The sequence below is a fragment of the Asticcacaulis sp. AC466 genome (assembly GCF_000495815.1).
Taxonomy (GTDB): Bacteria; Pseudomonadota; Alphaproteobacteria; order Caulobacterales; family Caulobacteraceae; genus Asticcacaulis.
In genome coordinates this window covers 58,007-78,508 of the sequence record NZ_AWGE01000013.1, presented here as the reverse complement: position 1 = coordinate 78,508, position 20,502 = coordinate 58,007, and the positions used below count along the sequence as shown (strand labels likewise).

Sequence of the window (20,502 nt, the reverse complement as noted above, 5' to 3'; positions counted from 1 at the left end):
ACCCATATAAATCAATTATATTTTCAATATTACGGTACAATAACACAGCATAACTTACATGTTGTAAGTTATTACGCTTGAAAAGTGACTCAGAGTCTGTAGCATTCGTATGCCGCACCTATGGCGGCTTTCCCTGAGGAGACACGACATGGCCTTCTTCGAAATCCTTTCCGAACCGACCGACCTTCCGGACCTGCTGCTGTCCGGTCCCGAAATGTGCTGCTGCTGCTTCATCTAGATCGGTTTGCGAAACAGGTAAGAGAATTGGGGCGCCGACGCTGTCAAATCGGAGGCGTCCTTACCTTAGGAAGGAAACGTCATGTCAGAAGGCACGATTCATATTGACCCGGCTGTCGATGTTGTCGTTCAGGACAACGGCATTGTCCGCTTCCTGACGCCGCATGGCGATCTCCCCCTGTCCGATCCCTTTGGCTTGGTCCGGCGCGTCACTGACCAATGTCGCCAGGGTGTGACGGACGACGCCCTCGCCGACGCCAGCCACAGCGACGCGGAAAAGACGGCGGTCACCGAACTGGTCCGTGTTTTGACCGACCGGCGGGTTCTGACCCGGGAGCCGGCGCCATCACAGCGGGACGTTACACCGCATACAGACGTGCTAGCCGACTGGCTGCGTCATTACGGTGGCGCGGTCGAGACGATCCTGCCCGCCATCTATATTGACGGTGCGGGCGTGCTGGCGACACGACTGCGGGAAAAGCTGGCGCTGAATGGCTTCCCCGTGGCGGACAGGGCGGACGGCGCCGGATGCCATGTCGCCGTTTCCGATACCGCCGACCTCGACTGCCTGCGCAGCGCCAACGCCGCCGCGAGTGCCGCAAAGCGTCCGTTTCTGCCCGTCTGGCTTGACCGCGCCTGCGTCAACTGGGGGCCTATGTCCTTGCCCGGCGCGACAGGCTGCCTGGAATGCCGCTACCATCGCGAACAGGCGGCCACTCGCTCCACCACCCCCATACTGACCACAGCGGGCCGTCGGCTGTCGGCCAGCCTCAGTCTTGCCGATCTGGCGGCGGTCATGGCCAGCGCCGAAATCCTGCGCTGGGCGCTTGGCGCACATATCGATACCGATGTCGGCATGGCCTGGCGGTTCGACATCCTGACCGCCGACCTATCCGGCAGCCGGGTATCCCGCCTCCCCCGTTGCCCCAGTTGCGGGATCGCCGCATGGGCCTGAGGCACGCCATACGCGGGTTCTCGCGCGAATTGTTGGGTGTGATCGACCAATCGCTCAATCCGCGCCAGGGGCTGATCAACAGTTTGGTCGAGGAGCCGCTGGCGCCCGGCGAAGGGAGCGGGCTCGTTCTCATGCATGCCCTGGTCTCGCCGCCCACCTATTATCGCGGCAATGCACCGACGACACTTAAGACCACGGAACGTGGCACCGGGGCAGCGTTTTCGCGCGAAAGCGCCTGCTGGGCAGCCATAGGCGAAGCGCTGGAACGCTATGCCGCCTCGATCTACTGGGATGATAAGATCCAGTTCGCCACCGCCAATGAATTGGGGAACACTGCGATCAACCTGCGCCGTCTGATCCATGTCGGGCGCGCCGAAGTCCGCCTCTTCAATCCGGGGGTACGGCGTGGTTGGGTCAAGGGACGCGACATGGTGTCATCCCGGCCCGTGCTGGTGCCGGCGGCCCTCACCTTTCTAGGCTATGCCCGCCGGGACGAAGAGGAAAGCATCGGCCAGAATGACTCCACCGGCCTGGCCTGCGGCAGCAGCTTCGAAGGCGCGTCTCTGAGTGCCCTGTGCGAAGTGATCGAACGCGACGTATTCGCATCGAACTGGCTGTTATCCCGTCAGGCGCCGCGACTGCTGGTCACCGGCGCGATCGAGCGGCTGGATATGCCGGTCCAGGTGGCGTTGCGCAACAGGCGGCTCAATGTCCGTCTCTACTATCTGGCGCAAGCCTTTGGGGTGCACGTCGTCGCAAGCGTGGTGCAGAACGCCGACGGTCGCGGTGTCGTCGCCGCAGCCGCTTCGCCCTTCATTCTGCGCGCCGTCGAAAAAGCCGTTACCGAAGGCCTGCATAGCTGGACCTCGGGCAACCGGAACGCCGGCAAACGCAAGCTCAACAGCGCCGCCGACATCACATCGACGACCGATCACCTGCTCTATTACCTGGAGCCCGACCGGTTTCAGATCGTCAACCGCCTCTTCTCTTCCGAGGAAACCGTATCGCTGGTTCACCTGCTGAGCGCCGAACGAGGCCATGTCACATCGGGTGACATCGCCGCCGCCATGGGACAGGCAGGCTTCAGCCCCGCTGCCGTCGATTTGACCACGGTCGATATCGCCAACCTCAACCTGCATGTGGTGCGGGTCCTCGCCCCCGGTCTGCAACCGCTTGTGTTCGGCCCGGCATGCACCCTGGCGCCCGATGCGCGCCGCCTCAACGAATGGCGCACGCAGTGGGGCGTCATCGGCCACGACACCAACCCCGATCCACATCCGTTTCCGTAACCGCCCCGCCCAACACCATGTCGAGCGCCATTTCCTTTCATCATCCCTCTTTCGATCCCGACGCCGAGGTCTGCGAAGCGCTGGAAACCGCGCATGAGCTGACGCGCTTTCATCGCGCCACCATGCCGAGGCGGGCGCGCCAGATCGCCCGTTTCCTGCACGACCCGGCCTGCCTGAGGGCCGCCACCACGCTGCGCAGCCCGACCGCTGCAGATATCCTTATCGCCTTGCCGGAGGCGGTCCTGCCCGACATGAGCCTGGCCGCCGCATTGCAGAACCGGCGCTCGGCCCGGCGTGACGCCTTGGCCGGCGGAGTGGAACTGGCGCAAGTGTCGGCGATCCTGCACATGGCGGTCCGCGCCAACCGCGTCGTCACGCCCGCCGCGGCCCCGGATGCGGTGTTTCACCACCGCCCCTACCCATCCGCCGGTGCGCTTTATCCATGCGAACTGTATGTCATCCGGCCGGATGCGCCGCCCTACCGCTACGACGCGCGCCGCCATTGCCTGGTCGACTATGGCCAGCCCGTGCGCCCCTTTGCCTCGGTCGAAGCGGCGCCTTCGGGACTATCGGACCCGTGCGCCCTGGTCATCACGGCGGAACTGGCGCGCACCACAGGCAAGTATGGCGGGCGCGGCTACCGCTTCGCCGCTCTGGAAGCCGGACACCTTAGCCAGAACCTGCTGCTGGCGGCGGCTGCCCTCGGACTGCCTGCGCTCGGTTACGGCTCCTACTTCGATGCGGAGCTCGAGGATTTGCTGGGCGTGGACCCGCTGGGCGAACCCGTCATGGCCGTCATCCTTTTGGGCGGCAACACAGATACCAATTGAATGATGTCAATGGAGAACAGAGTGAAGACGGAAGAAAAGGCTGATCGCACGATCATCGAAATGCTGGATCACACCATCAAACTGGCGGAAGACGACAAGCGCTTCGCGCTGGCGGAAATCGTGTTGAATGCGCGCGACGAATGCCTGCGGCTGTATGTGGCGCGTCATATGACGGAAGCGGGAAATAAGGGGGCAGCCTGAGCGCCCTGTCAGACCCTTGACACGCCATGCTTCCCGGCGCGGCTGCGGGCCAGAAACAGCGCCAGATCGATAGCGGGTTCCAGTCGATCGGATGTGTCGGCGTGCAACAGCATCTGCTCCACCAGGGTGGGCAGGCCGTCAATATTGGTATCGAACGGGTTCTGGGAGGGGGATTTCGCGGACGCCATCGGGACTCTCAACTATTGCATAGGCATCGAGTTAGGCTGAGGTCGCGCAAGATCGGAATGCCGGAACGACAGCGCTTCGGCAAAGATCCCGTAAGTCCGACTTAAGTCGTAAGCGGTTTAGGGAAAACGATCGCCACGCCCGATATGAGCGCTAACCTCACCAATTTCTACAAGTACGGCCCCTATGGCGAGCCCAAGGATGCCAACAATGTCGATAGCTGGTCGGGTGAGCGCTTCCGCTATACAGGCCAGATCATGATCCCGGAGGCCAAGCTCTACGACTACAAGGCCCGCGTCTACGATCCTATCGCCGGACGGTTCTTACAAACCGACCCAGTTGGCTCGAAAGACGATCTCGATCTCTACGCCTATGTGCACGGTGATCCAATAAACCACACCGATCCTACAGGCCTTGATTGCCATTGGTGGGGCGGGTGCGATACTAAAGACGAATCGGCTGTACAAGCAGATACTCAGTATGGAAGCCAATCCAGGTCAAATGGTGACGAATACTCGGCTAAGATTTAAAAAGGCGCCTTTGGATAGTACTACGTGACGGAGGTCCATCGCGGCGATAAAACTTCGGTAGCCGGACATGACATCAAAAAGGGAAGTGATGATAGCGAATGGCACAGCCACGGCCAGTACACTAAGCAAACTAAAGATGGTATTGTCCCCACTACCCCTGACAAAGATCAATACAACTCAGATAATTTTTCCGGACCGGACGTCGAGAATGCGAACGATATTGGCAAGACGAATCCGGGATATCAATCCTACGTTTCAGGCCCTGGCGGATCTGTGAGAAAATATGACAGCGGTAGCGGTCAGGTGACTGTTGTTAAAAAGGGCAACCCCGACGTGGCAAAACCTGTCGTTTGTGGAAATGGTAGCAAGGACTTAAAGCAATGCGTAAATTGATTAGGCTCATAATTTTGGCCACGGCGGTCAACTTGATTTGCTCGTCTTTTGTTTTCGCTCAGGCGGTTGAAAACAAAATCATCTCCCCGGAAGAATTGAATGCCCTGTTGGCCGTTTTGAAAAAGGCGAAGCAAGCTCACTTCGACACAAAGCATGTTAGTGCCAGGGTTACCGCCTCAACTGATAAAATCACGGTGATTTTGCACCAAAAAGCCTTCACTCAAGGCGATGTCATCAAAATGCCAGCGCATGGCACAGCTTCTTGCTTGGCCTACGATGTGCTTCGTGATGGGAGCCTCGTCAAACAAGCTTGCTATGAAAAATAGGCGGCTCAGGCTTCCTAAATTTTAGCGTGAGCAGATAAGAGATCAAAATGGGAACGGAGTGAAGGCAAGATAAAAGGCTTGTCTCCCGATGCGCCTTAAGTCCTTGTCTGCACATCGTTTTTTATGTCTCTCACTTATACGAAAACGCCGGAATCTGGAGGTTCTGGCCTTTTTTATGGAGACTCTTCGGCCTAAAACCCTTTGCCTGTAAGGCTTTGGGATGGAGACGGGTGCGTCTCTCACGGGCCGAAATCTTGCCTTCCGATCTGGACGCGCTATGGGCCGCAAATGAGGGTGTTTGCGGCCTATTTTTACCGGTTATGTGAGAGGCAGGATAAAAGGGCGAGAGGTGCTGGGGTGGTTTTAGGCTTCGGAACCTTGCAGAATAAGGGGTTTGCGCTTGCCGGATGAGAGGTGCATGGCGCGCTTGTTGAGGTGCGATGCCGATATCCCTTTGTATTTACAAACTAATCCGAGAGGTGCGCCGGGTTTAGGCGGTCCTGGCAGACGGTGCCGACGGCTTCTTGCAGCAGCTTTACCCGTTCGGTGAGCCAGGCGAGTTCCTCGTCGCTGACGGTGTAGTCTGCGGAATAACCTGACTTCAACATAGGCCCTGCGCAGGCGGTCGAAGGCTTGGCGGGCGATGCCGCTGAAAAACAGAACCGGGCGCAAGAGTTCCGCCATTATCGATATGGCTTGCCCAATAGCGGACTCGGCTATAGATCATTGCGGTAACATGCTGAGGGGGCATTCCATGACATCCGAACTCGACCGGCGTGGCCTGCTGCGCCTTTCCGCTGCGGCGACGACCGCCAGCCTGCTGCCGGCTGTAGCCGCACACGCCGACGACCTGCCGCCGCTGCCGACGGTCGAAGCCTATGCCGCGCCGCCCCTGGTCGATCAAATCGCCATATCCCCCGATGGCAAGCGCATCGCCATGATCAGCCAGAGTGGCGACAACAAGGTGCTGATCCATTTCACAATCGCGGAGAATAAGCCCAACTATATCGGTATCGGGCCGGCCAAGATCCGCGATCTGTTCTGGGCCGATAATGAGCATGTGGTTATTACGAACTCGCGCACCACGATCATCAAGGAATTTGTCGGCTATAAACAGGAATTCCTTTTCGTTCGCAGCGTAAATCTCAATACGCGCGAGGTCATGACGCTGTTTTCAAAGGAAGATGGCTTTTACAACATCGTCGTCGGAGGGGCGCAGCGTATAAAGGTTGAGGGAGAATACCGGATCACGGCGTCAAGCTACCGCATGTCCCCGCCGAACCTTTGCCTGTTCAGTTTCGCGCCGGACAAGCCGCGCGGGCACCTGATCGTAGAAGGCACCAACGATACGCAAAACTTCGTGCTGACACCCGAAGGCTTTCCAATCGCCTATGCGGAGTTCAATAACATAAGCAAGGAATGGCGCCTGTATTACAACACCGGCATTCCCGGAAAGACCAACCGGTTTAGCTGCATATACAAAATGGTCGAGCCCTTGAATATGCCTGTTCTCGAAGGTCTGGGGCGAGATGGTAATTCCGTTGTTGTCTATTTCAGCAAGGATGAGCTCAAGGGTGAGTATCACGAGATCGGCGCGGATGGCGTACTCCAGCCGGCACTCGATGTCGGGGACGCGAAATCTGCCAGTCTGATATTCCACCCGAGCACCGCGCGGTTGATCGGCTATTCCCATTCGGATGACTGGGTGACCTACACCTATTTCGATCCGCTGATGAAAAAGCTGGTGAGCCTTTTACCGCAAGTCATGGGGCAAAAGTACCGCATCCGTTTCGCCGGCTTCGCCGAAGATCCGCGCCAGATGATCCTTTACGGCGAAAGCGCCACGGATGCCGGCACCTACTATTTCGTGGACGCCACAACCGGAGCGGTCTCCGTTCTGGCGCGCAACTATACGAACCTGCCGCCGGAATGGATAACCGAGAAACAGCCAATCACTTACAAGGCGGCGGATGGCCTGGACATTCATGGCTATCTGACCTTGCCGCCGCGCAAGGCTGCCAAAAACCTCCCGCTCATCGTGCTGCCGCATGGCGGACCGGAAGCGCGTGATTATGGTGATTTTGACTGGCAGACCCAGGTATCGGCGTCACGCGGCTATGCCGTGCTGCAACCCAATTTCCGCGGCTCCGGTGGCTATGGCAGCGCATTTGCCGAGGCCGGCTATGGCGAATGGGGCAAGAGGATGCAGACCGACCTCAGCGACGGCGTGCGCCATCTGGTCCAGCTAGGTCTTGTCGATCCCAAACGCGTGGCGATCCTCGGCGCCTCCTATGGCGGTTACGCGGCTCTGGCCGGCGCCACGCTCGACCCGGGCATATATAATTGCGCGGTTTCCATCGCCGGCGTTTCCGATGCCCGAAGCCTGCTCGATTTCGAACTCAGCAAAACCCAAGCCTTCGACAGCCCCCGGATACTGTCGCTGAAGCAATATCTGGGTGATCCGAAATTCTACAACGATATCTCGCCGGCCCGCCAGGCGGAGAATGCCTATTGCCCGATCCTCCTCATCCACGGGACCGACGACACCGTGGTGCCGATCAGCCAAAGCCGGAAGATGGAAAGCGCGCTAAAGGCAGCGGGCAAGCCGGTGGAGTTCGTCATCTACAAGGGCCAGGACCATTGGGAGACCATCGGCTCCGCCCGCATAGACATGATGAAAGCGGCGCTGGCGTTTCTGGAAAAATATAACCCCGCAGGGTAATAGGGCAAATTGCGCTGTGTGGGCCTGTTCTGAGCACGTTCGCGCGGTAAAAATGGCGCTGACACTTGAAGGGAGGCTGCCTATGAAGACGTTTGATTGGAAACTCAAATACCTTCTGCAATTAGTATTGGCCGTTACAGCTTTAATCGCGCTGGGGCTGGCCTATAAACTATACACCGACGGGGAAACCTCGTTATATGCTCCGGAATTTGGACGCGAGATGATGTCCATATTCGCCGGCGGAGCAATCACCGTGGCGGTAGTATATGTCTACTCACTCATTGCCCAATTTTTTAAACAGAACTGAGCGCTCGCCCCCTACCCTATCTCCGCCAGCTTCTCTTCCAGGTTCGAAATCAGGAACGGCTTCAGCAGAACGCCGCTCATGCCGGCGCGTTCGCACAATACCCGCGTGCCTGTATCGGTGTGCCCCGTCATCCCTAAAATGGGCGTAAAAATACCGCCCTCCGCCTGTTCAGCATCGCGGATGGTCCGAGCGGCCGCCAGCCCGTCCATTTCGGGCATTTCGATATCCATAAGTATGCAACGATAACGCTGCGTCATGGCCCGTTCGCAGGCGATACGGCCGTTTTCGACGCATTCGGCGGCAAAGCCCAGCAGGTCAAGCATCGACTGCACCATAAACAGCGCATCCGGATTGTCATCCGCGACCAAAATCACTTCCGATGTTTGACTCACTACTGACATCACGCAACCTCCGTGGAAGCATGACGCTGAACCTGCCAAATGAACAGCCGGTTTCCGCGGCGTTTGCCCCCTGCCGGGTCACGTTTTGGTGTACCGACGGCACGCAACACTCGCGGATAAACAGGGTATGACACCCCGCCGCTATCTATCCCCACAAAACGGTATTGGCATGCTTGACTCCACCACCGCGAAAGGAACAAAATAAGAACGCGCCCAAAAGTCGCGCCCAGACCTCGCGGAGGAGATATCAAAATGACCATTGCCCCGATGCACACCCAAACCCCCGCAGAGCGCGTCTTTCCCCGTCTTATGGCCGACCTGAATACCGCCACCGGACGAGGCATTCACAGCCTGACGCTTTACTTGGCCGAAGCGGATTTCCGGCTCCTCTGCGAACGTGTCGGCCAGGCGCCGGACGACTGGCGCCAGCAAAAGCTGGAACTCACCGCCGGCGTGCCGATCGTCATCAAACCGCGCATGTTGAAAAGCGTATTTATCGGCATCGATCGCAATGGACATACCGCCCCCTTCCCCGTCACAACCGACGAAGCCTACGTCCGCCAGGCCTAGGTTTTGTCCATCTTCTGATCCAGCTTGTCGAACACCCGCTCCAGCTTCTGACTGAGGCTGGCGCCCAACTGATCGATCTTGGCGTCGGTATGACGGCGATATTCTTCGACCTGGGCCTGGGTCGTTTCATCGAAGCGCGCCAGGGCGGCGGTTGCGGTATTCAGCCGGTCGCTCAGATTGGCGATCTTTTCATTGGCCAGGTTGATCCGCCCTTCCTGACGCACCGCCCATATAACCGCGCCGGCGATGGTCAGAAGCCACGTCATGACCAGGCCGAACGCATCGGCATCAAGCGCCATGACACACTCTCCTTTTACACGACATCAGGCATGAAGCCCCGTGTCGTAGGTGGTCGGCTTCCCCGGCCGGAAACGGGCGGTCAGGGTCTGCATACGCTGGCGCGGATCGAAGCTGAGATGGACCCACGTCCCTTCGTGGATCAGTTGATCATAGCGGATACCGCTGTCGCGAATGGCTTCGGCAACGCGCAGCGGGTTGCCGTAATCGGGGCTGGTGAAATCGACCGCATAGCCTTGCGTATGGGCCGAACTGTCCGCCCCGCCGACGATGCGGTTGAGTTCCGGACCGCGATACCCGCTGGATACGAAGATCGGCCGCCCCAGCAACCGCCGCACGGCGTCCAGGCTGACCGCCGTGGTTTTCAACCGGTTGACGATCGCAGGCGGCGGCACATTGCTGATCGAACGACGTACTGCCGTGTCGGAATGAATCAATTCGTCCAGCGTGAAATAGTGAGCGCTCCACGTCATGGCTGGGTGTCCTCTTGAGTTGGTGTGGTGGATTGGAATGTCGCCGACACGGTCGCGCGCCCGGCGGCAAGGGACGTCTGGGAATTGCCCTGCCCCTGAGACGCGCCCCATCGGAAGCCGGCATAGCCCCCGACAATGGTGCCGAGCAGCGTCCCGAGCAGACTGGCAATGATAGGCAGATTGTTTTGCGGCGGATCGAAGAACATCAGCGATCCAACCCCACCGCCGATAATCAGCATGGCGCTGATGACGACGATGGCGTCCAGCGTGTCATATGTGCGAGTCATTGAAGCCTTTCGGGCATAAAAAAGCCGCCCGTGACGGGCGGCGAATATTGTTTGAATGCACCGCAGCGAAAAGTTGTGCGTATCTAATGAAACGTGCATAACTGCTGGGCATAAAAACGTTTCAATTCGGATACATATTATGAGTAGGTTTTCTGGTCTGGATTCAATCAGGGGCATCGCAGCCCTTACCGTGGTCGCCTGCCATATTTGTCTAATAGGCGGGATTAATTCCGACATCAGCCATCAGATGGCGCGTCTATCCGTACTGCTGTTCTTTGTCCTGTCCGGCTTTGTTCTGACACTCTCATATACAGAGGGAAAATCGCAGGATTACCCCGCATTTATTCTCAAACGGTTTTGCCGAATATACCTGCCATTCGCCATCGCCATCACAATTGCCGCCATCCCATTCAACGCGGTAAGCGACGCCCATCCGAATTTAAAATTAGGCGTTGACCACTACACCAATGATCTGACGTTGCAGAATTTCCTTGGCCATTTGCTCATGACCGGCATGCGTGGGACAACCTTCATGGATAGCGCGATATGGTCATTGATCATCGAAATGCGGGCGTCGCTCCTGTTCCCGCTCCTTCTATGGTTCGCATCGCGTGCAAAATGGTCGGCCGTCCCCATTTTTATCGCTCTGTCTTTGCTTGCTATTAAGGCCTTCGTTCATCGCGACGGCCCGGACAACATCTACGAAGCCAAATCCATCTTATCGGGCGGTCTCCTTACTGTGTACTACCTCATGTATTTCATGGCTGGCATTTCATTGGCGCTCTACCGGAAGCAAGTTATTCATCTCATACAGAAACTCGGTGCAGTATCACACGTTCTAGCCTTCTGCATTGTCTATCCGGCGGCATTAATGTCTGTACACTCGTTCACTCTGCGGGATTTGCTTTATGGCTTTACCGCGTGCCACATAATCGCTTGCTGCATTTCTATGCCGAAAGTCGACCTTGCGCTATCGGCGCGCCCCCTTGCGTGGTTGGGAAAGGTATCATTCAGCCTATATCTAATCCATATGCCGATCATGTTTTATACTGCATATTTATTAGACCCGTATGTAGCGCCGATGATCGCGCTGATTTGCAGCTTGCCTGTTGTGTTGGTCGCCACGCTTTTATTTTTCAAATATGTTGAGGCGCCGTCAATGGCTCTTGGAAAGAAAATAGCAAGACGACGCCCCGCTGTATTGACCTAGGCTGCCTTGAAAAAAGCCGCTGGTGTGGCCGCTCCCGTCCGTGGGGATATTGCACCAAACGTGGTTGGCAAACCTACACTATATGCCTGTGCTGCGGTCTGATTATATCCTGACGGCGCCGAACCGGCAGAATTGACGATGTTATTGGATGATGAGGATCCCATAAAATGGGTCAATTCAGTACTAGTGTTTGTCACGCCCTTAATCGTTGGCGCTCCATTATAGAGTGTGACTATCCAGTACGCACCAGCTGCCAGTGTTTGATTTGACGACAAAACCGCTTCAACAAATGCAGACGTGGCGCAGCTAAATGCTGGCGCTTCAAAAAGCTTCATTCCAGGCTTACCACCATTATCTGAGTAAATCCCCACAATTCCAGAGGTCGCCGATACACCGCTGGCTACGTTTACGACCAAAGTAGAAACTGTTAGATCACGATCCACGACGAAAGGAATTGCATAGAGGGTGTCAGCCGCGACTTGATAGTTGGTATCTATCCGCGTGCCCCGGAAGGGCGAGTAATAGTTCCCGGAGACATAGGCGTGTCGCCGAATAGCCGATGATCCCCCACCAGACCCAATCCGTGGATCATCATAAGATGCAACTCCGCCGGCCACTCCTACATTTTTAGATGCAGCATCTCCTAGCGTCGGCTTACCGGAAAGGTCGGCATAAGTCCCACTGAACAACGATGGCTTGCCGGATAAATCGGCGTAAGCCCCGCTGAAAAGCGTAGGTTTATTGCTAAGGTCGGCATAGGAGCCGGACTTAGCTATAGGCTTAAGCGACGCGTCCAACGCCCCGCCTGCCGCCTGAATGTCTGCGCTGTTGAGTACGCGTGGTTCAACCATGATGTTCTCCTTAAGTATACTGTGGTGTGACGCTCATGTTTCTGACGTAAAGTCCCTGCCCCTTAATGCCGATACCGCGCGTATAGGAGTTAGAAGTGACACCTGACACAATGACGGTTTGGCCAGCTGCAATGCTTTGCTGTTTTACTACTTCGTCGTATTGCTGGAACAGAACGCAATTAATAGCAGCACCGGTTGGGTTATAGACCTCGACCGACTGTATCCAGGCGTCATATGGAGTGGACACAACACCGGCATTCCAGTTGCAGCGGTAAGTCGTATTGTCATTGACTTTGTGGTAGCCATCAGCTTGGTCAGTGAATGTTCCGCCTGTCCAGGGGGGCGTAACAAAGTTGGCCTGATCCGTAGTCAACTGCTCCGGCCTTGGGCCTTCGGGTCGGTCCTGAATAGTCAACTTGAGCAGCTTTGTAACGGTAGAGCCAGAGGCCGTATCCGTCGCTCGGACTAGAATTTCATAGACGTTATCAGCGTTGGCGTCGATTGGCGCTTCGAAGTTAAAGGCATCACGCGTCAGCAAACCGTCCGAGGTCAATGAGAACACTGCGTTATCTGCACCGCCGCTTTCCAATGCCCAAGTACAGGTTGAGTTCGCGGCAATTTGATACGACACAGCGCGGTCTTCGCCCATAGCCAAAGCCGCTGACGTCGTGATTTTGGGCGGAAACATAGATGCCGCCGGGTCCGGCGTCTTCTTGCCATTGGCCCACGGCTTAGCGTCCATTTGATCGACCAACGTAACCTGTGACAGCGGGTAATAGCGGTAGCCATACACAAGCATATCGCCGCTGCCTTGGTCGTAGGCATCGTCAACGCTAGGAGGTGCGACGGCCACGTCGAGGATGGGGTGAAATAGCTTGGTATCTGTTGGCTTCGGTGGCTTCAGAATATGCTGGAACTGGCATATTTCAATGCCATCAATGAAGATCGTGATATAATCAGCACCTACATGACATTGGCTTTTGTGGATCTCGCGGTTCAGGTTGATTCCGCCATCAAAGCCCATGTACTTGAGCAGGGTGCCCATGCCCTTGGCAAGCTTGCGATCGCCGCCAAACGGTCCCGCGTGAAGTGTCGTTGAGGTCTGTTGCTGGAAATCCCATGCGCCATAAACGCCGTTGAAATGCTCGAAAACGTCAATTTCCGGAGGCCAAACGGTAGCGTGGGTTGTTGGATTTACCCCCATCATCCAGTGCGCCGACCAGGCATACTGCCGATCAGGAGAGACGAATTCCAATTCCCACACGCCCGTTTCATTACACAAGGCGTCGATAGTTTGTCCTGAAAGCCAGGAGCCCTGGTACTGCCAGAAGTTAGCCGTCGATGCCCCATTCATATCGATTTGGTTCTTGGGCGAGCCTGGGAACCGCTTGGTATGCATACGAACATAAGGGCGACCGGCACTATCGGTACCCTTGATATGCGCATCTGTACCGGGATAGGTGACTTCGTTGGCGTACAGACCCTTTTCATTGGCGTTCGCGGGACCATCACCATATTGCAGACTCGTACGCCAGCAGGAGCCACCACTCGGCTTAACGCCAAGACGTGACCAAGTGAAGTTAGCCATATCTTCGTCATAGGACGCTGTGCCCAATTGAAGTTTGAGCGGTTTGCGATGGAACGGCATCGTGCCGGGAAGGACGTTGGGGACTGCGGGGCTCGCCACAACATTTACATAAAAACTGGAACCAGCTTCAGCCCCAACAAAACCGGATGAGCCATAAGCCCCTGTAACCCCGACCTGGAATTTCCAGCCGGCAACACTATTCGCGTTAACACCGGTAAGCGGAATTGAGACGTAGCAGTCCAGATCGTCGCCCGGCGACCACATTGCCATGTATGGCAATGATGGAGCCATAAGAACAGTATTGAAGCCAGTTTGGTTGCCGTTGACAATACCAAAGAACAGACGAACGGTCCGCCACGGAGTCCGGTCGAGCGTAAACTTGATGTGCGCGAATGTAGCGCCAGGGGCGATTTCTGTTTGACTGATGATCACATTAGGATCGACCGCGACATCCCAAGGATAGCTCGGCGGGGTGACAATCGGATCAACGATCTGAAGAACCTCATTCAGCCGGGCTCGAATCGAGCCGAAGGTTTCACCATTGCCAAAACGTGCAATTGTCATGCGTCGTCACTCCATAGTTGAGTATCGTCCCAAATGGACAGGTCATTCCAGCCGCTGGTAACCGGCGGCATTGTGTAAATCAGCGGTGCATTGTCAGTTGGCCCATGCAATGGAGCAAAATCCAATGGACCGAGTAAGGCGTTGATGACTGGTGCCTCAATGTAGAAAATTGGCATTGGATCGCGCAATTGGCCCGCCACATCCATATATGCCCCAGGCACAATGCGCGCCCCAACTGGATCGCGTGGCAATCCGCCGGCATCAACATAGACACCGGAAACAACATTGACGCCTATAGCTCCGGTTTTAGCGTCCGAAAAAACCATGATGCCAACCGCATCGCGTAACACGCCCGCGCTGTCGATATAGCTGGAATTATCGACGATCTTGATGCCGAGTGCATCGCGTAAATTTCCGGCAGCATCCCTATAACTAGCTCCCATCTTCTCTCCTTAAGAAAACGCCCTGAGGCGACATGGTTATGGAACGGACGCGCCATTGACGGTAACTTCCGGGTTGCGCGCACCGATCGAGGTTGAGGAATCCGTCCCCCAAGGACCTGGCGCATAGGCGCCGGTGCCGGCCGGAATGGCGGGCAAGGGTGTCGTTCGACCGGCATACCAGTCTGACGGCGCATTCGTGGTCCCGGGCGTGCGCAGATGAACAATGTTGCGTTGCGGGTTGCCAGTGTCGAAATAGCCGTGTGTGGCATTGTTTTCGGGTGGCGCACCGCTGACCGAGATACCGTAGGTGCCGGTGACAAGATCAAGGACATTGTCGGTCGATGTACCGCCCTTTATATAGATCATTGCCCGCACGGTCGGCAGGCTAGCCGGACGCACGCCGTGACCAGGCCCCATATTGGCAACATCGTCAAATGCGGCGAGATAGAATTTGTTCTTTTGGGCGGCATTGTTAGTAATGCCTAGTGGGTCGGCATTGCTGATACAGATGCCGTGGCCCCAGGATTCCTGTACCCGGATATTTGTAACCGAGTTGCCTATGCCCAGTTCAGTATAGTTAGCCGAATTTTCATGAATAAACGTCCCGCTTGCACTCCCACCATTGTAAGAGCATTTGACATTGGTTAGGTTCGCCCCCGCCATATGACTCAATATGCCCGCATGCCCATTGGCTTCGCAGTGCCAGCTATGGCCATTCAAGTCCCAAAGCCCGCAACGGATGCCACACCAATTGTTTGAAAATGCTTGTAAGCCATAGGCCTTGCCGGCGAAGGCCTGTTGCAACGATGCACCTTCCCATTGCGCCTCGATAAAGATCAGGTTTTCGATATGGCCATACGGCGCCCCTTCCCAGAAGGCGCCGAAATTGCCGCCCCGGATTTCAAAACACCGCCGGAACGATGTATAGAACTGACAATATTTCTGCCCGAAGAAACTGAGATTGATCAGACTGTAGTGGTGCGGACGCTTGCTGGCATAGACGCCGGTAATCTTGTCGGCAACCATGGGAGAGGTCGTTGTAGAATACTCCGGTCGTTGCGCAAACCCGCAGGTCTGTGACGCAAAGCCATAGATGGCAATCGATCCAAACCGGACGGCGGAAACGATAGCGATACCGGGGATAACCACGACCTTGCCGCGTGAATAATGATTGGGCGGCTCGGCATCATCGAACGCCCTCTGTATACCGACCGTGTCGTCGCTGCCCCACATCCCGTCCAGATTGGCCTGAGAAGCCGACGAGGTCTTCGGCGTGGAAAAGGTCGCATCGGTATAGATACGGAAATGACGGCTATCGACAATCTGGCCGATCCAGCCATAGAGACAGCCATCCACGCTCCCGACATTCGACAGCCAGAATTCCTTCCCGATGTCCGCCGCTGTGACGACATTTGCATCCGCCGACTCGATAATCTCCGACCCCGCCGTCGCCGCGAAAGCGCGATAGTCGCGGAAATCGAACTTGCAATTATACGGCGCACGCGTCGGATCGATGACTCCACCGAAATTCTGAATCAACGCGTTTGTGTCGATCCGGCGTTCGATACCCGCTGTTGTCATCCCGAACATGTAATCGATGTTGGCGAGGTTCGATTGCGTCGGCATGTTCTGGCGGTTGCGCGCGATCTGGGCAAACAGATCGAACTTGGCCAGCGCCCGCCCGCCGCTGATAGGGAAGGTCGCGGGCACCATGGGCGAAATCGTGCCATCGGTGACTTCGGTCAGCCCGTCGATATTGCCCTGCGACAGCCCGCCGCCGTCAGATGCGATCTGCGCCGGGCATTTGACCAGAACACTATGACCGAACCCATCATAGATCGGATACTTGCCGTCGCCATTCGGCCCGCCGCCGACCACGCCCGTCGCCCAGGGCAACCAGCACCCGACCGCATTTTGCAGGTTTTCCAGGGCGAACACCTGCAACTGCACCAGTTCGGCAAAGGTGAAGCTTTCCAGATCGGACAGCGCCCGCACAAAGGCCGTAACCGCAATGGCGGGCGTGGTGCCGGACACCTGCACCGACAGACGCAGATAGCGCCAGATGGTGTTGTCAATCGGATCAAGCGTAGATAGCCCGACAATGTCCTGTTGCCCGGCCACCGACATCGACCATTGCGCCAGCCCCCGAACCTCGCCGGTAAAGTCCGCGTTGGCGCAGCCTTCGACGGTTAGAACATACTGTTCATTGCCGCTGGAACGATCCAGCACCGAGGCTTGAAACGCCGCAACACCCGCCCATGGGGCTGCGGACGAGCCGGTGTCGAAGACGCGCGCAGCACCTCCGACCGTGCCTTTGCGCGTGAAGGTGCCGCCGCCCGTTGGCGCAAAAGTGACCGCGCCGTCATCAAGGATGAGGGCGGGATTTGAAGGCGATGAAATGGTCATAATTAAACTTTCGTGACCTGTGATGTGTCGTAATCCGGCATCTGGGCGCAGACGGGAATGAAATCGTCCAATTCCCGCCAGGCAATCGCCTGCCCGTACTGCGCCCATGCGCTCAGATTGGCCGCCAAGGTGTCTTCCGAACCGATGAACAGCGTGAAAGGCTGCTCATCGGCGTAAATGGCGTATTGCTTCATCGTTTGAATGTCTCGAGGGTAAGGTTGCCGGATTGCAGATTCCCGGCGGAGTAAGGCGAGCCACCCGTGTCACCTATGTTTTGGCCGGTCACGGTTTGAACGCTGATTGAATAGGTCTGGTTACCGCTCAAACCAGCATAATCCATGACATAGCTTGTGAAGACCTCAGTGAAGGCGACGCCAGCTTTCTTTAGTATTGATCCGGACATGTTGACGCCGTTGCGGAAAACCTTGACCCGCACCGCGCAATCGCTGCCCCCGGTATTTTCGATGGACAGTCGGAAACTTACTCGCACGCGGCCGCCATCCGGATTGAAAACCAGGGAAGCCACCGTGGTTTCGGACGACAAATTGTTTATGGCAGGCACGTCCCGGGCGGCAGAATCCGACACGCCCCGAACAACAATCTTGTCCGTCGTGATCGTTCCGTTGACCACGGCATTTCCGTTAATGACCACATTGGCGTTGAGGGTGATAATCCCCGACATGTAGCTGAACGGCTTGGTGTACACCGTCGTGTCGCTATTATCGAAAATGGCGAACTCAGCCGCCGCCATGCCGATATACGATCCCGCCGGTCCGGCGCCGATAACTATGCCGCCGGTGCCGCCCGGCGCCGTAACGCTTAGTGACAGCTTGCCGGAAATGCCGTTCAGCGACGTTTGCTGAATGGCCACCGTCGTTTCCAGCGTGCCGACGCGGGTTGTGGTCGCATCGACATATTGCGCCAGGGTCGTAGACCCATCGACCTTCACGGTTGCTGCATTGAACACAAACGCGCTCTTGTCAGGCGTCAAAGCCCCGATGACATTCAACGCACTGACCGCATTATCGGCCTTGTCCACCGCATTCAAAGCGATAGTCTTCACCGACTTGCCGTCACCGTCGTAAAAAGACGCCTTGGTGAACGCATCGAGGTTCTGACGGCTCAGAATTTCCTTAGCCAGACCTTCCAGGTTGCTCTGCAAGCCGTTGATGATCGCCACGCCTTCGACCCCGGACAACTGCCCGGCATTGACCGCTCCCGTAACAAACGGGCCATAGACCCGGCGCGCCCCGACCCCGCCCAAAAGCGTGCGGTACGACACGGCGATTTCATAGGTCTGTCCGGCATCCAGGCCAGTGATGGTAAAGCGCGTGGTCGTGGCCGGCGCCGATGTCCACAATACCCACTCACTGGTCCCAACGATGCGATATTCAATAAGGATATCCGTGGCGAAGGGATTATCCCCTACCCCAGTAACCGTGATCGCCGGCAAGGCATTGGCCCCGCTGGTGAGATAGCCGACGCTGGCCGAAAAGGCCCCGACCGCCGGCGCAATGACCGACGTAAAATCCGGCACAGTCAGACCCGGCGTCGGCGGCGGCACTGCCGATGTCCCCAGCGCAAACGCATGCTTGGCATCGGTTTCCGATCGCAAGGTCAAGGTCACAGCGCCCGTCGCCGGATCGGGCGACGAGCGTTTGATGATGACCGCCTTTTGCGAATTGAGCCCCAACTCCGGAATATTGACAGTGATGCAATCGCCGGGCTGATAGCCCAGCCAGCGCGGCTTGACCGGCAGTGTCAGCGGCTGAAACTCGCGCGCATTGACCAGGTCATAGGCCGCCAATTGCCCGGCCTGGGTCAGGTTCTGGCACAGCGGATATTCGATTTCCTTCGTGCGCGGTTCACCGTCTGCCGTCACATAGTCGGCAACCTTTACCGGATCGGCGGCGACCACTTCCCAGTTATGCTCTTCCGACCGATAGCGCGGCACCACGGTGTTGATGCGGTCCCGCCGCGACATCATCGCCTGAAGCGTCGGCATGGAGGTCAGATCGTTGCTGGTCAGGGTCGCCAGGGACGTACGCGGCCCACTGAAACTGCACGACACCTTGGCCCCCAGCTCCGATGGCTCGCCGCATCCGGCCTGCAATATGGCCTTCAATATCTGCCACTTGCTGTCCTTTGTGGTCACCACACCACCGATCTTCCAGCCGATGGCCGCCGCCATATTGGCCCCGGCGACAAAGGCCGGCAGGTCGATATTTTCGGCCGGCACGCCGACACCCGCCACCTTCTTGCCGTTCTGCCAATAGCCGTACAGCCACTTGACCGCGTGCAGATACGGGTTTTCGGAATAGGTGTGCGTGCCGGGCTGGTCGATGCGCTGCGGCCCCGCTCCCCCCGGATAAGTGCTGTCCTGGCGCGGGTCATAGACCTTCACACCTTTCAGCACCCAGCGCGGCTTGGGCAAACTGTTGAGCTTTTCGGTGTCGTACTGACACACCCACCACGCGCTGGCATAGCCGCTTAAGCAGTGCGCCGATGTCCATTGCGTGAAAACACCGTCCGCCGTCGCCTGCCCGCCCGGTTGACTGAGCGCCAGATCAGGTATGGCCCCCATCCGCGTCGTCATGAACATCTGGTCCTTGAACGACGGGGTGTTGGTGACTACACCCGACGCATTGAACGTCACGGCCTGCTCATCGGCCATAAAGCTTTCGATGCCTTCGATAGGTCCACAACCCGACAGGATGGTGAACAGGTCCAGCATCCGGTTCTTGCGGCCATGCGGATACTGGAAAACCAGATTGCCGCCGGTCGCGGTGCGCCCGAAGACTATGGGAATGCCCGCGTCCGTATCGGCCTTGAAATCGGACTGCCCGCCCGCAACCTTCGGCTTCGGTGCCAGGGCAATACTAAGCAGGCTACTGCCGACCATCTGAACCGCCGCCGCAGCTAGGGCGTGCGACGTTGCCCACGTCCCATAGGCCGTTGCCATGCCCTTGATTGCCGCCAATGTCCACGTTACCGGATCAGCCATGGTCCACCGCCTTCAGACACGGCACCCGCCAGGCGGCCAGGCATTGCAGCGGCCGGCTGATGGCGAAGCCACCACCCTGCGTATGCAAAACCGCATTGTTGCTGAGACACACCGCCAGGGCCGACAACGGAAAATCGCTTTCCATCGCCACCACATCGCCGGTCAGAGCCGCCGCCGGAGGGATGCGGATAAACCGCGCGTCCAGCGCCGCCTCCAGGCTGTCGAAACCGGCCTTGGCCAGCGCCTTTACCGCGCCGCGCGGCGTCGAATAGGTCCCGCCCTTGATCAGTGACACCGCATGCCCCATGCGCCGCAGATGGTTGGCCACCATGCGCACGCAATCGGCCTTGCCCAGCCGATAAGGCGCGTGTTCGTATTGCGCGACCAAGGCCTCCGCGGCCCGGGCACGCCGGATCAGTTCATGTGTCATCG

Annotated in this window: 24 protein-coding genes; 11 read left to right on the top strand and 13 right to left on the bottom strand. The window is 57.4% G+C overall.

Features of this window, described 5'->3' with window-relative positions:
- Positions 1-319 precede the first annotated feature (319 nt).
- The 4 genes from AEAC466_RS35885 to AEAC466_RS35870 are packed head-to-tail and all read left to right on the top strand — an operon-like array spanning position 320 to position 3,512.
- The gene (locus AEAC466_RS35885; protein WP_023458715.1) at positions 320-1,192 is read left to right on the top strand and encodes a TOMM precursor leader peptide-binding protein; all 873 of its coding nucleotides are present in this window, start codon (positions 320-322) and stop codon (positions 1,190-1,192) included.
- Complete coding sequence (locus AEAC466_RS35880) at positions 1,183-2,481, top strand: YcaO-like family protein (protein WP_023458714.1); 1,299 nt, start codon at positions 1,183-1,185, stop codon at positions 2,479-2,481. The genes AEAC466_RS35885 and AEAC466_RS35880 overlap by 10 nt, the downstream gene beginning before the upstream one ends.
- A 17-nt stretch (positions 2,482-2,498) precedes the next feature.
- Positions 2,499-3,311, top strand: coding sequence for a SagB/ThcOx family dehydrogenase (locus AEAC466_RS35875; protein WP_023458713.1), 813 nt, complete (start codon positions 2,499-2,501; stop codon positions 3,309-3,311).
- 21 nt (positions 3,312-3,332) lie between these two features.
- Positions 3,333-3,512 (top strand): hypothetical protein, encoded by a 180-nt coding sequence (locus tag AEAC466_RS35870; RefSeq protein ID WP_155913684.1) that lies wholly within the window; start codon positions 3,333-3,335, stop codon positions 3,510-3,512.
- An 8-nt stretch (positions 3,513-3,520) separates the two neighbouring features.
- Here the strand turns inward: AEAC466_RS35870 and AEAC466_RS35865 are convergent, their stop codons facing one another.
- Complete coding sequence (locus AEAC466_RS35865; RefSeq protein ID WP_023458711.1) at positions 3,521-3,700, bottom strand: hypothetical protein; 180 nt, start codon at positions 3,698-3,700, stop codon at positions 3,521-3,523.
- A 144-nt stretch (positions 3,701-3,844) separates the two neighbouring features.
- On the opposite strand from AEAC466_RS35865, the gene AEAC466_RS35860 reads away from it, so the two are divergent.
- From AEAC466_RS35860 to AEAC466_RS35855, 3 genes are read left to right on the top strand one after another with little or no spacing between them, the layout of a single operon-like run.
- On the top strand, positions 3,845-4,228 hold the full coding sequence (locus AEAC466_RS35860; protein ID WP_023458710.1) for an RHS repeat-associated core domain-containing protein: 384 nt from the start codon (positions 3,845-3,847) through the stop codon (positions 4,226-4,228).
- A 24-nt stretch (positions 4,229-4,252) separates the two neighbouring features.
- A complete protein-coding gene (locus AEAC466_RS44165; RefSeq protein ID WP_081714650.1) occupies positions 4,253-4,621 on the top strand; it encodes a DUF4329 domain-containing protein in 369 nt (122 codons plus the stop codon).
- Positions 4,609-4,947, top strand: coding sequence for a hypothetical protein (locus AEAC466_RS35855; RefSeq protein WP_023458709.1), 339 nt, complete (start codon positions 4,609-4,611; stop codon positions 4,945-4,947). Before AEAC466_RS44165 ends, AEAC466_RS35855 begins: the two co-directional genes overlap by 13 nt.
- A gap of 467 nt (positions 4,948-5,414) precedes the next feature.
- Here AEAC466_RS35855 and AEAC466_RS44890 read toward each other — a convergent pair whose 3' ends face one another.
- Positions 5,415-5,555, bottom strand: coding sequence for a hypothetical protein (locus AEAC466_RS44890; protein WP_023458708.1), 141 nt, complete (start codon positions 5,553-5,555; stop codon positions 5,415-5,417).
- A gap of 146 nt (positions 5,556-5,701) precedes the next feature.
- Between AEAC466_RS44890 and AEAC466_RS35850 the strand changes: the two genes are divergently transcribed.
- The gene (locus AEAC466_RS35850; RefSeq protein ID WP_023458707.1) at positions 5,702-7,669 is read left to right on the top strand and encodes an alpha/beta hydrolase family protein; all 1,968 of its coding nucleotides are present in this window, start codon (positions 5,702-5,704) and stop codon (positions 7,667-7,669) included.
- A gap of 82 nt (positions 7,670-7,751) precedes the next feature.
- On the top strand, positions 7,752-7,976 hold the full coding sequence (locus AEAC466_RS35845; protein ID WP_023458706.1) for a hypothetical protein: 225 nt from the start codon (positions 7,752-7,754) through the stop codon (positions 7,974-7,976).
- Between the two features lie 11 nt (positions 7,977-7,987).
- Here AEAC466_RS35845 and AEAC466_RS35840 read toward each other — a convergent pair whose 3' ends face one another.
- The gene (locus AEAC466_RS35840) at positions 7,988-8,377 is read right to left on the bottom strand and encodes a response regulator (RefSeq protein WP_081714649.1); all 390 of its coding nucleotides are present in this window, start codon (positions 8,375-8,377) and stop codon (positions 7,988-7,990) included.
- Positions 8,378-8,629: 252 nt separating this feature from the next.
- Here AEAC466_RS35840 and AEAC466_RS35835 point away from each other — a divergent pair, with 252 nt between their 5' ends.
- Complete coding sequence (locus AEAC466_RS35835) at positions 8,630-8,947, top strand: hypothetical protein (RefSeq protein ID WP_023458704.1); 318 nt, start codon at positions 8,630-8,632, stop codon at positions 8,945-8,947.
- Here the strand turns inward: AEAC466_RS35835 and AEAC466_RS35830 are convergent.
- The 3 genes from AEAC466_RS35830 to AEAC466_RS35820 are packed head-to-tail and all read right to left on the bottom strand — an operon-like array spanning position 8,944 to position 10,004.
- The gene (locus AEAC466_RS35830; protein WP_023458703.1) at positions 8,944-9,246 is read right to left on the bottom strand and encodes a hypothetical protein; all 303 of its coding nucleotides are present in this window, start codon (positions 9,244-9,246) and stop codon (positions 8,944-8,946) included. The two genes, AEAC466_RS35835 and AEAC466_RS35830, sit on opposite strands and share 4 nt — an antisense overlap.
- 24 nt (positions 9,247-9,270) lie before the next feature.
- Complete coding sequence (locus AEAC466_RS35825) at positions 9,271-9,717, bottom strand: D-Ala-D-Ala carboxypeptidase family metallohydrolase (protein WP_023458702.1); 447 nt, start codon at positions 9,715-9,717, stop codon at positions 9,271-9,273.
- Complete coding sequence (locus tag AEAC466_RS35820) at positions 9,714-10,004, bottom strand: hypothetical protein (protein WP_023458701.1); 291 nt, start codon at positions 10,002-10,004, stop codon at positions 9,714-9,716. Before AEAC466_RS35820 ends, AEAC466_RS35825 begins: the two co-directional genes overlap by 4 nt.
- Positions 10,005-10,143: 139 nt before the next feature.
- On the opposite strand from AEAC466_RS35820, the gene AEAC466_RS35815 reads away from it, so the two are divergent.
- Positions 10,144-11,214, top strand: a complete 1,071-nt coding sequence (locus AEAC466_RS35815; RefSeq protein ID WP_023458700.1) for an acyltransferase family protein — start codon at positions 10,144-10,146, stop codon at positions 11,212-11,214.
- Here the strand turns inward: AEAC466_RS35815 and AEAC466_RS44520 are convergent.
- The 7 genes from AEAC466_RS44520 to AEAC466_RS35790 are packed head-to-tail and all read right to left on the bottom strand — an operon-like array spanning position 11,211 to position 20,500.
- Complete coding sequence (locus AEAC466_RS44520; RefSeq protein WP_155913682.1) at positions 11,211-12,065, bottom strand: hypothetical protein; 855 nt, start codon at positions 12,063-12,065, stop codon at positions 11,211-11,213. The two genes, AEAC466_RS35815 and AEAC466_RS44520, sit on opposite strands and share 4 nt — an antisense overlap.
- A gap of 10 nt (positions 12,066-12,075) precedes the next feature.
- A complete protein-coding gene (locus AEAC466_RS35810; protein WP_023458699.1) occupies positions 12,076-14,217 on the bottom strand; it encodes a hypothetical protein in 2,142 nt (713 codons plus the stop codon).
- Positions 14,214-14,660 (bottom strand): hypothetical protein, encoded by a 447-nt coding sequence (locus tag AEAC466_RS35805; RefSeq protein WP_023458698.1) that lies wholly within the window; start codon positions 14,658-14,660, stop codon positions 14,214-14,216. The genes AEAC466_RS35810 and AEAC466_RS35805 overlap by 4 nt, the downstream gene beginning before the upstream one ends.
- A gap of 36 nt (positions 14,661-14,696) precedes the next feature.
- Positions 14,697-17,066: a hypothetical protein gene (locus AEAC466_RS35800; RefSeq protein WP_023458697.1), complete on the bottom strand. Its 2,370-nt coding sequence runs from the start codon at positions 17,064-17,066 to the stop codon at positions 14,697-14,699.
- 2 nt (positions 17,067-17,068) lie between these two features.
- The gene (locus AEAC466_RS35795) at positions 17,069-17,260 is read right to left on the bottom strand and encodes a hypothetical protein (protein ID WP_023458696.1); all 192 of its coding nucleotides are present in this window, start codon (positions 17,258-17,260) and stop codon (positions 17,069-17,071) included.
- Entirely contained in the window at positions 17,257-20,070 is a 2,814-nt protein-coding gene (locus AEAC466_RS43810; protein WP_023458695.1) for a phage tail protein, read from the bottom strand. The genes AEAC466_RS35795 and AEAC466_RS43810 overlap by 4 nt, the downstream gene beginning before the upstream one ends.
- Complete coding sequence (locus AEAC466_RS35790; protein WP_023458694.1) at positions 20,063-20,500, bottom strand: DUF6950 family protein; 438 nt, start codon at positions 20,498-20,500, stop codon at positions 20,063-20,065. Before AEAC466_RS35790 ends, AEAC466_RS43810 begins: the two co-directional genes overlap by 8 nt.
- Positions 20,501-20,502: the final 2 nt, after the last annotated feature.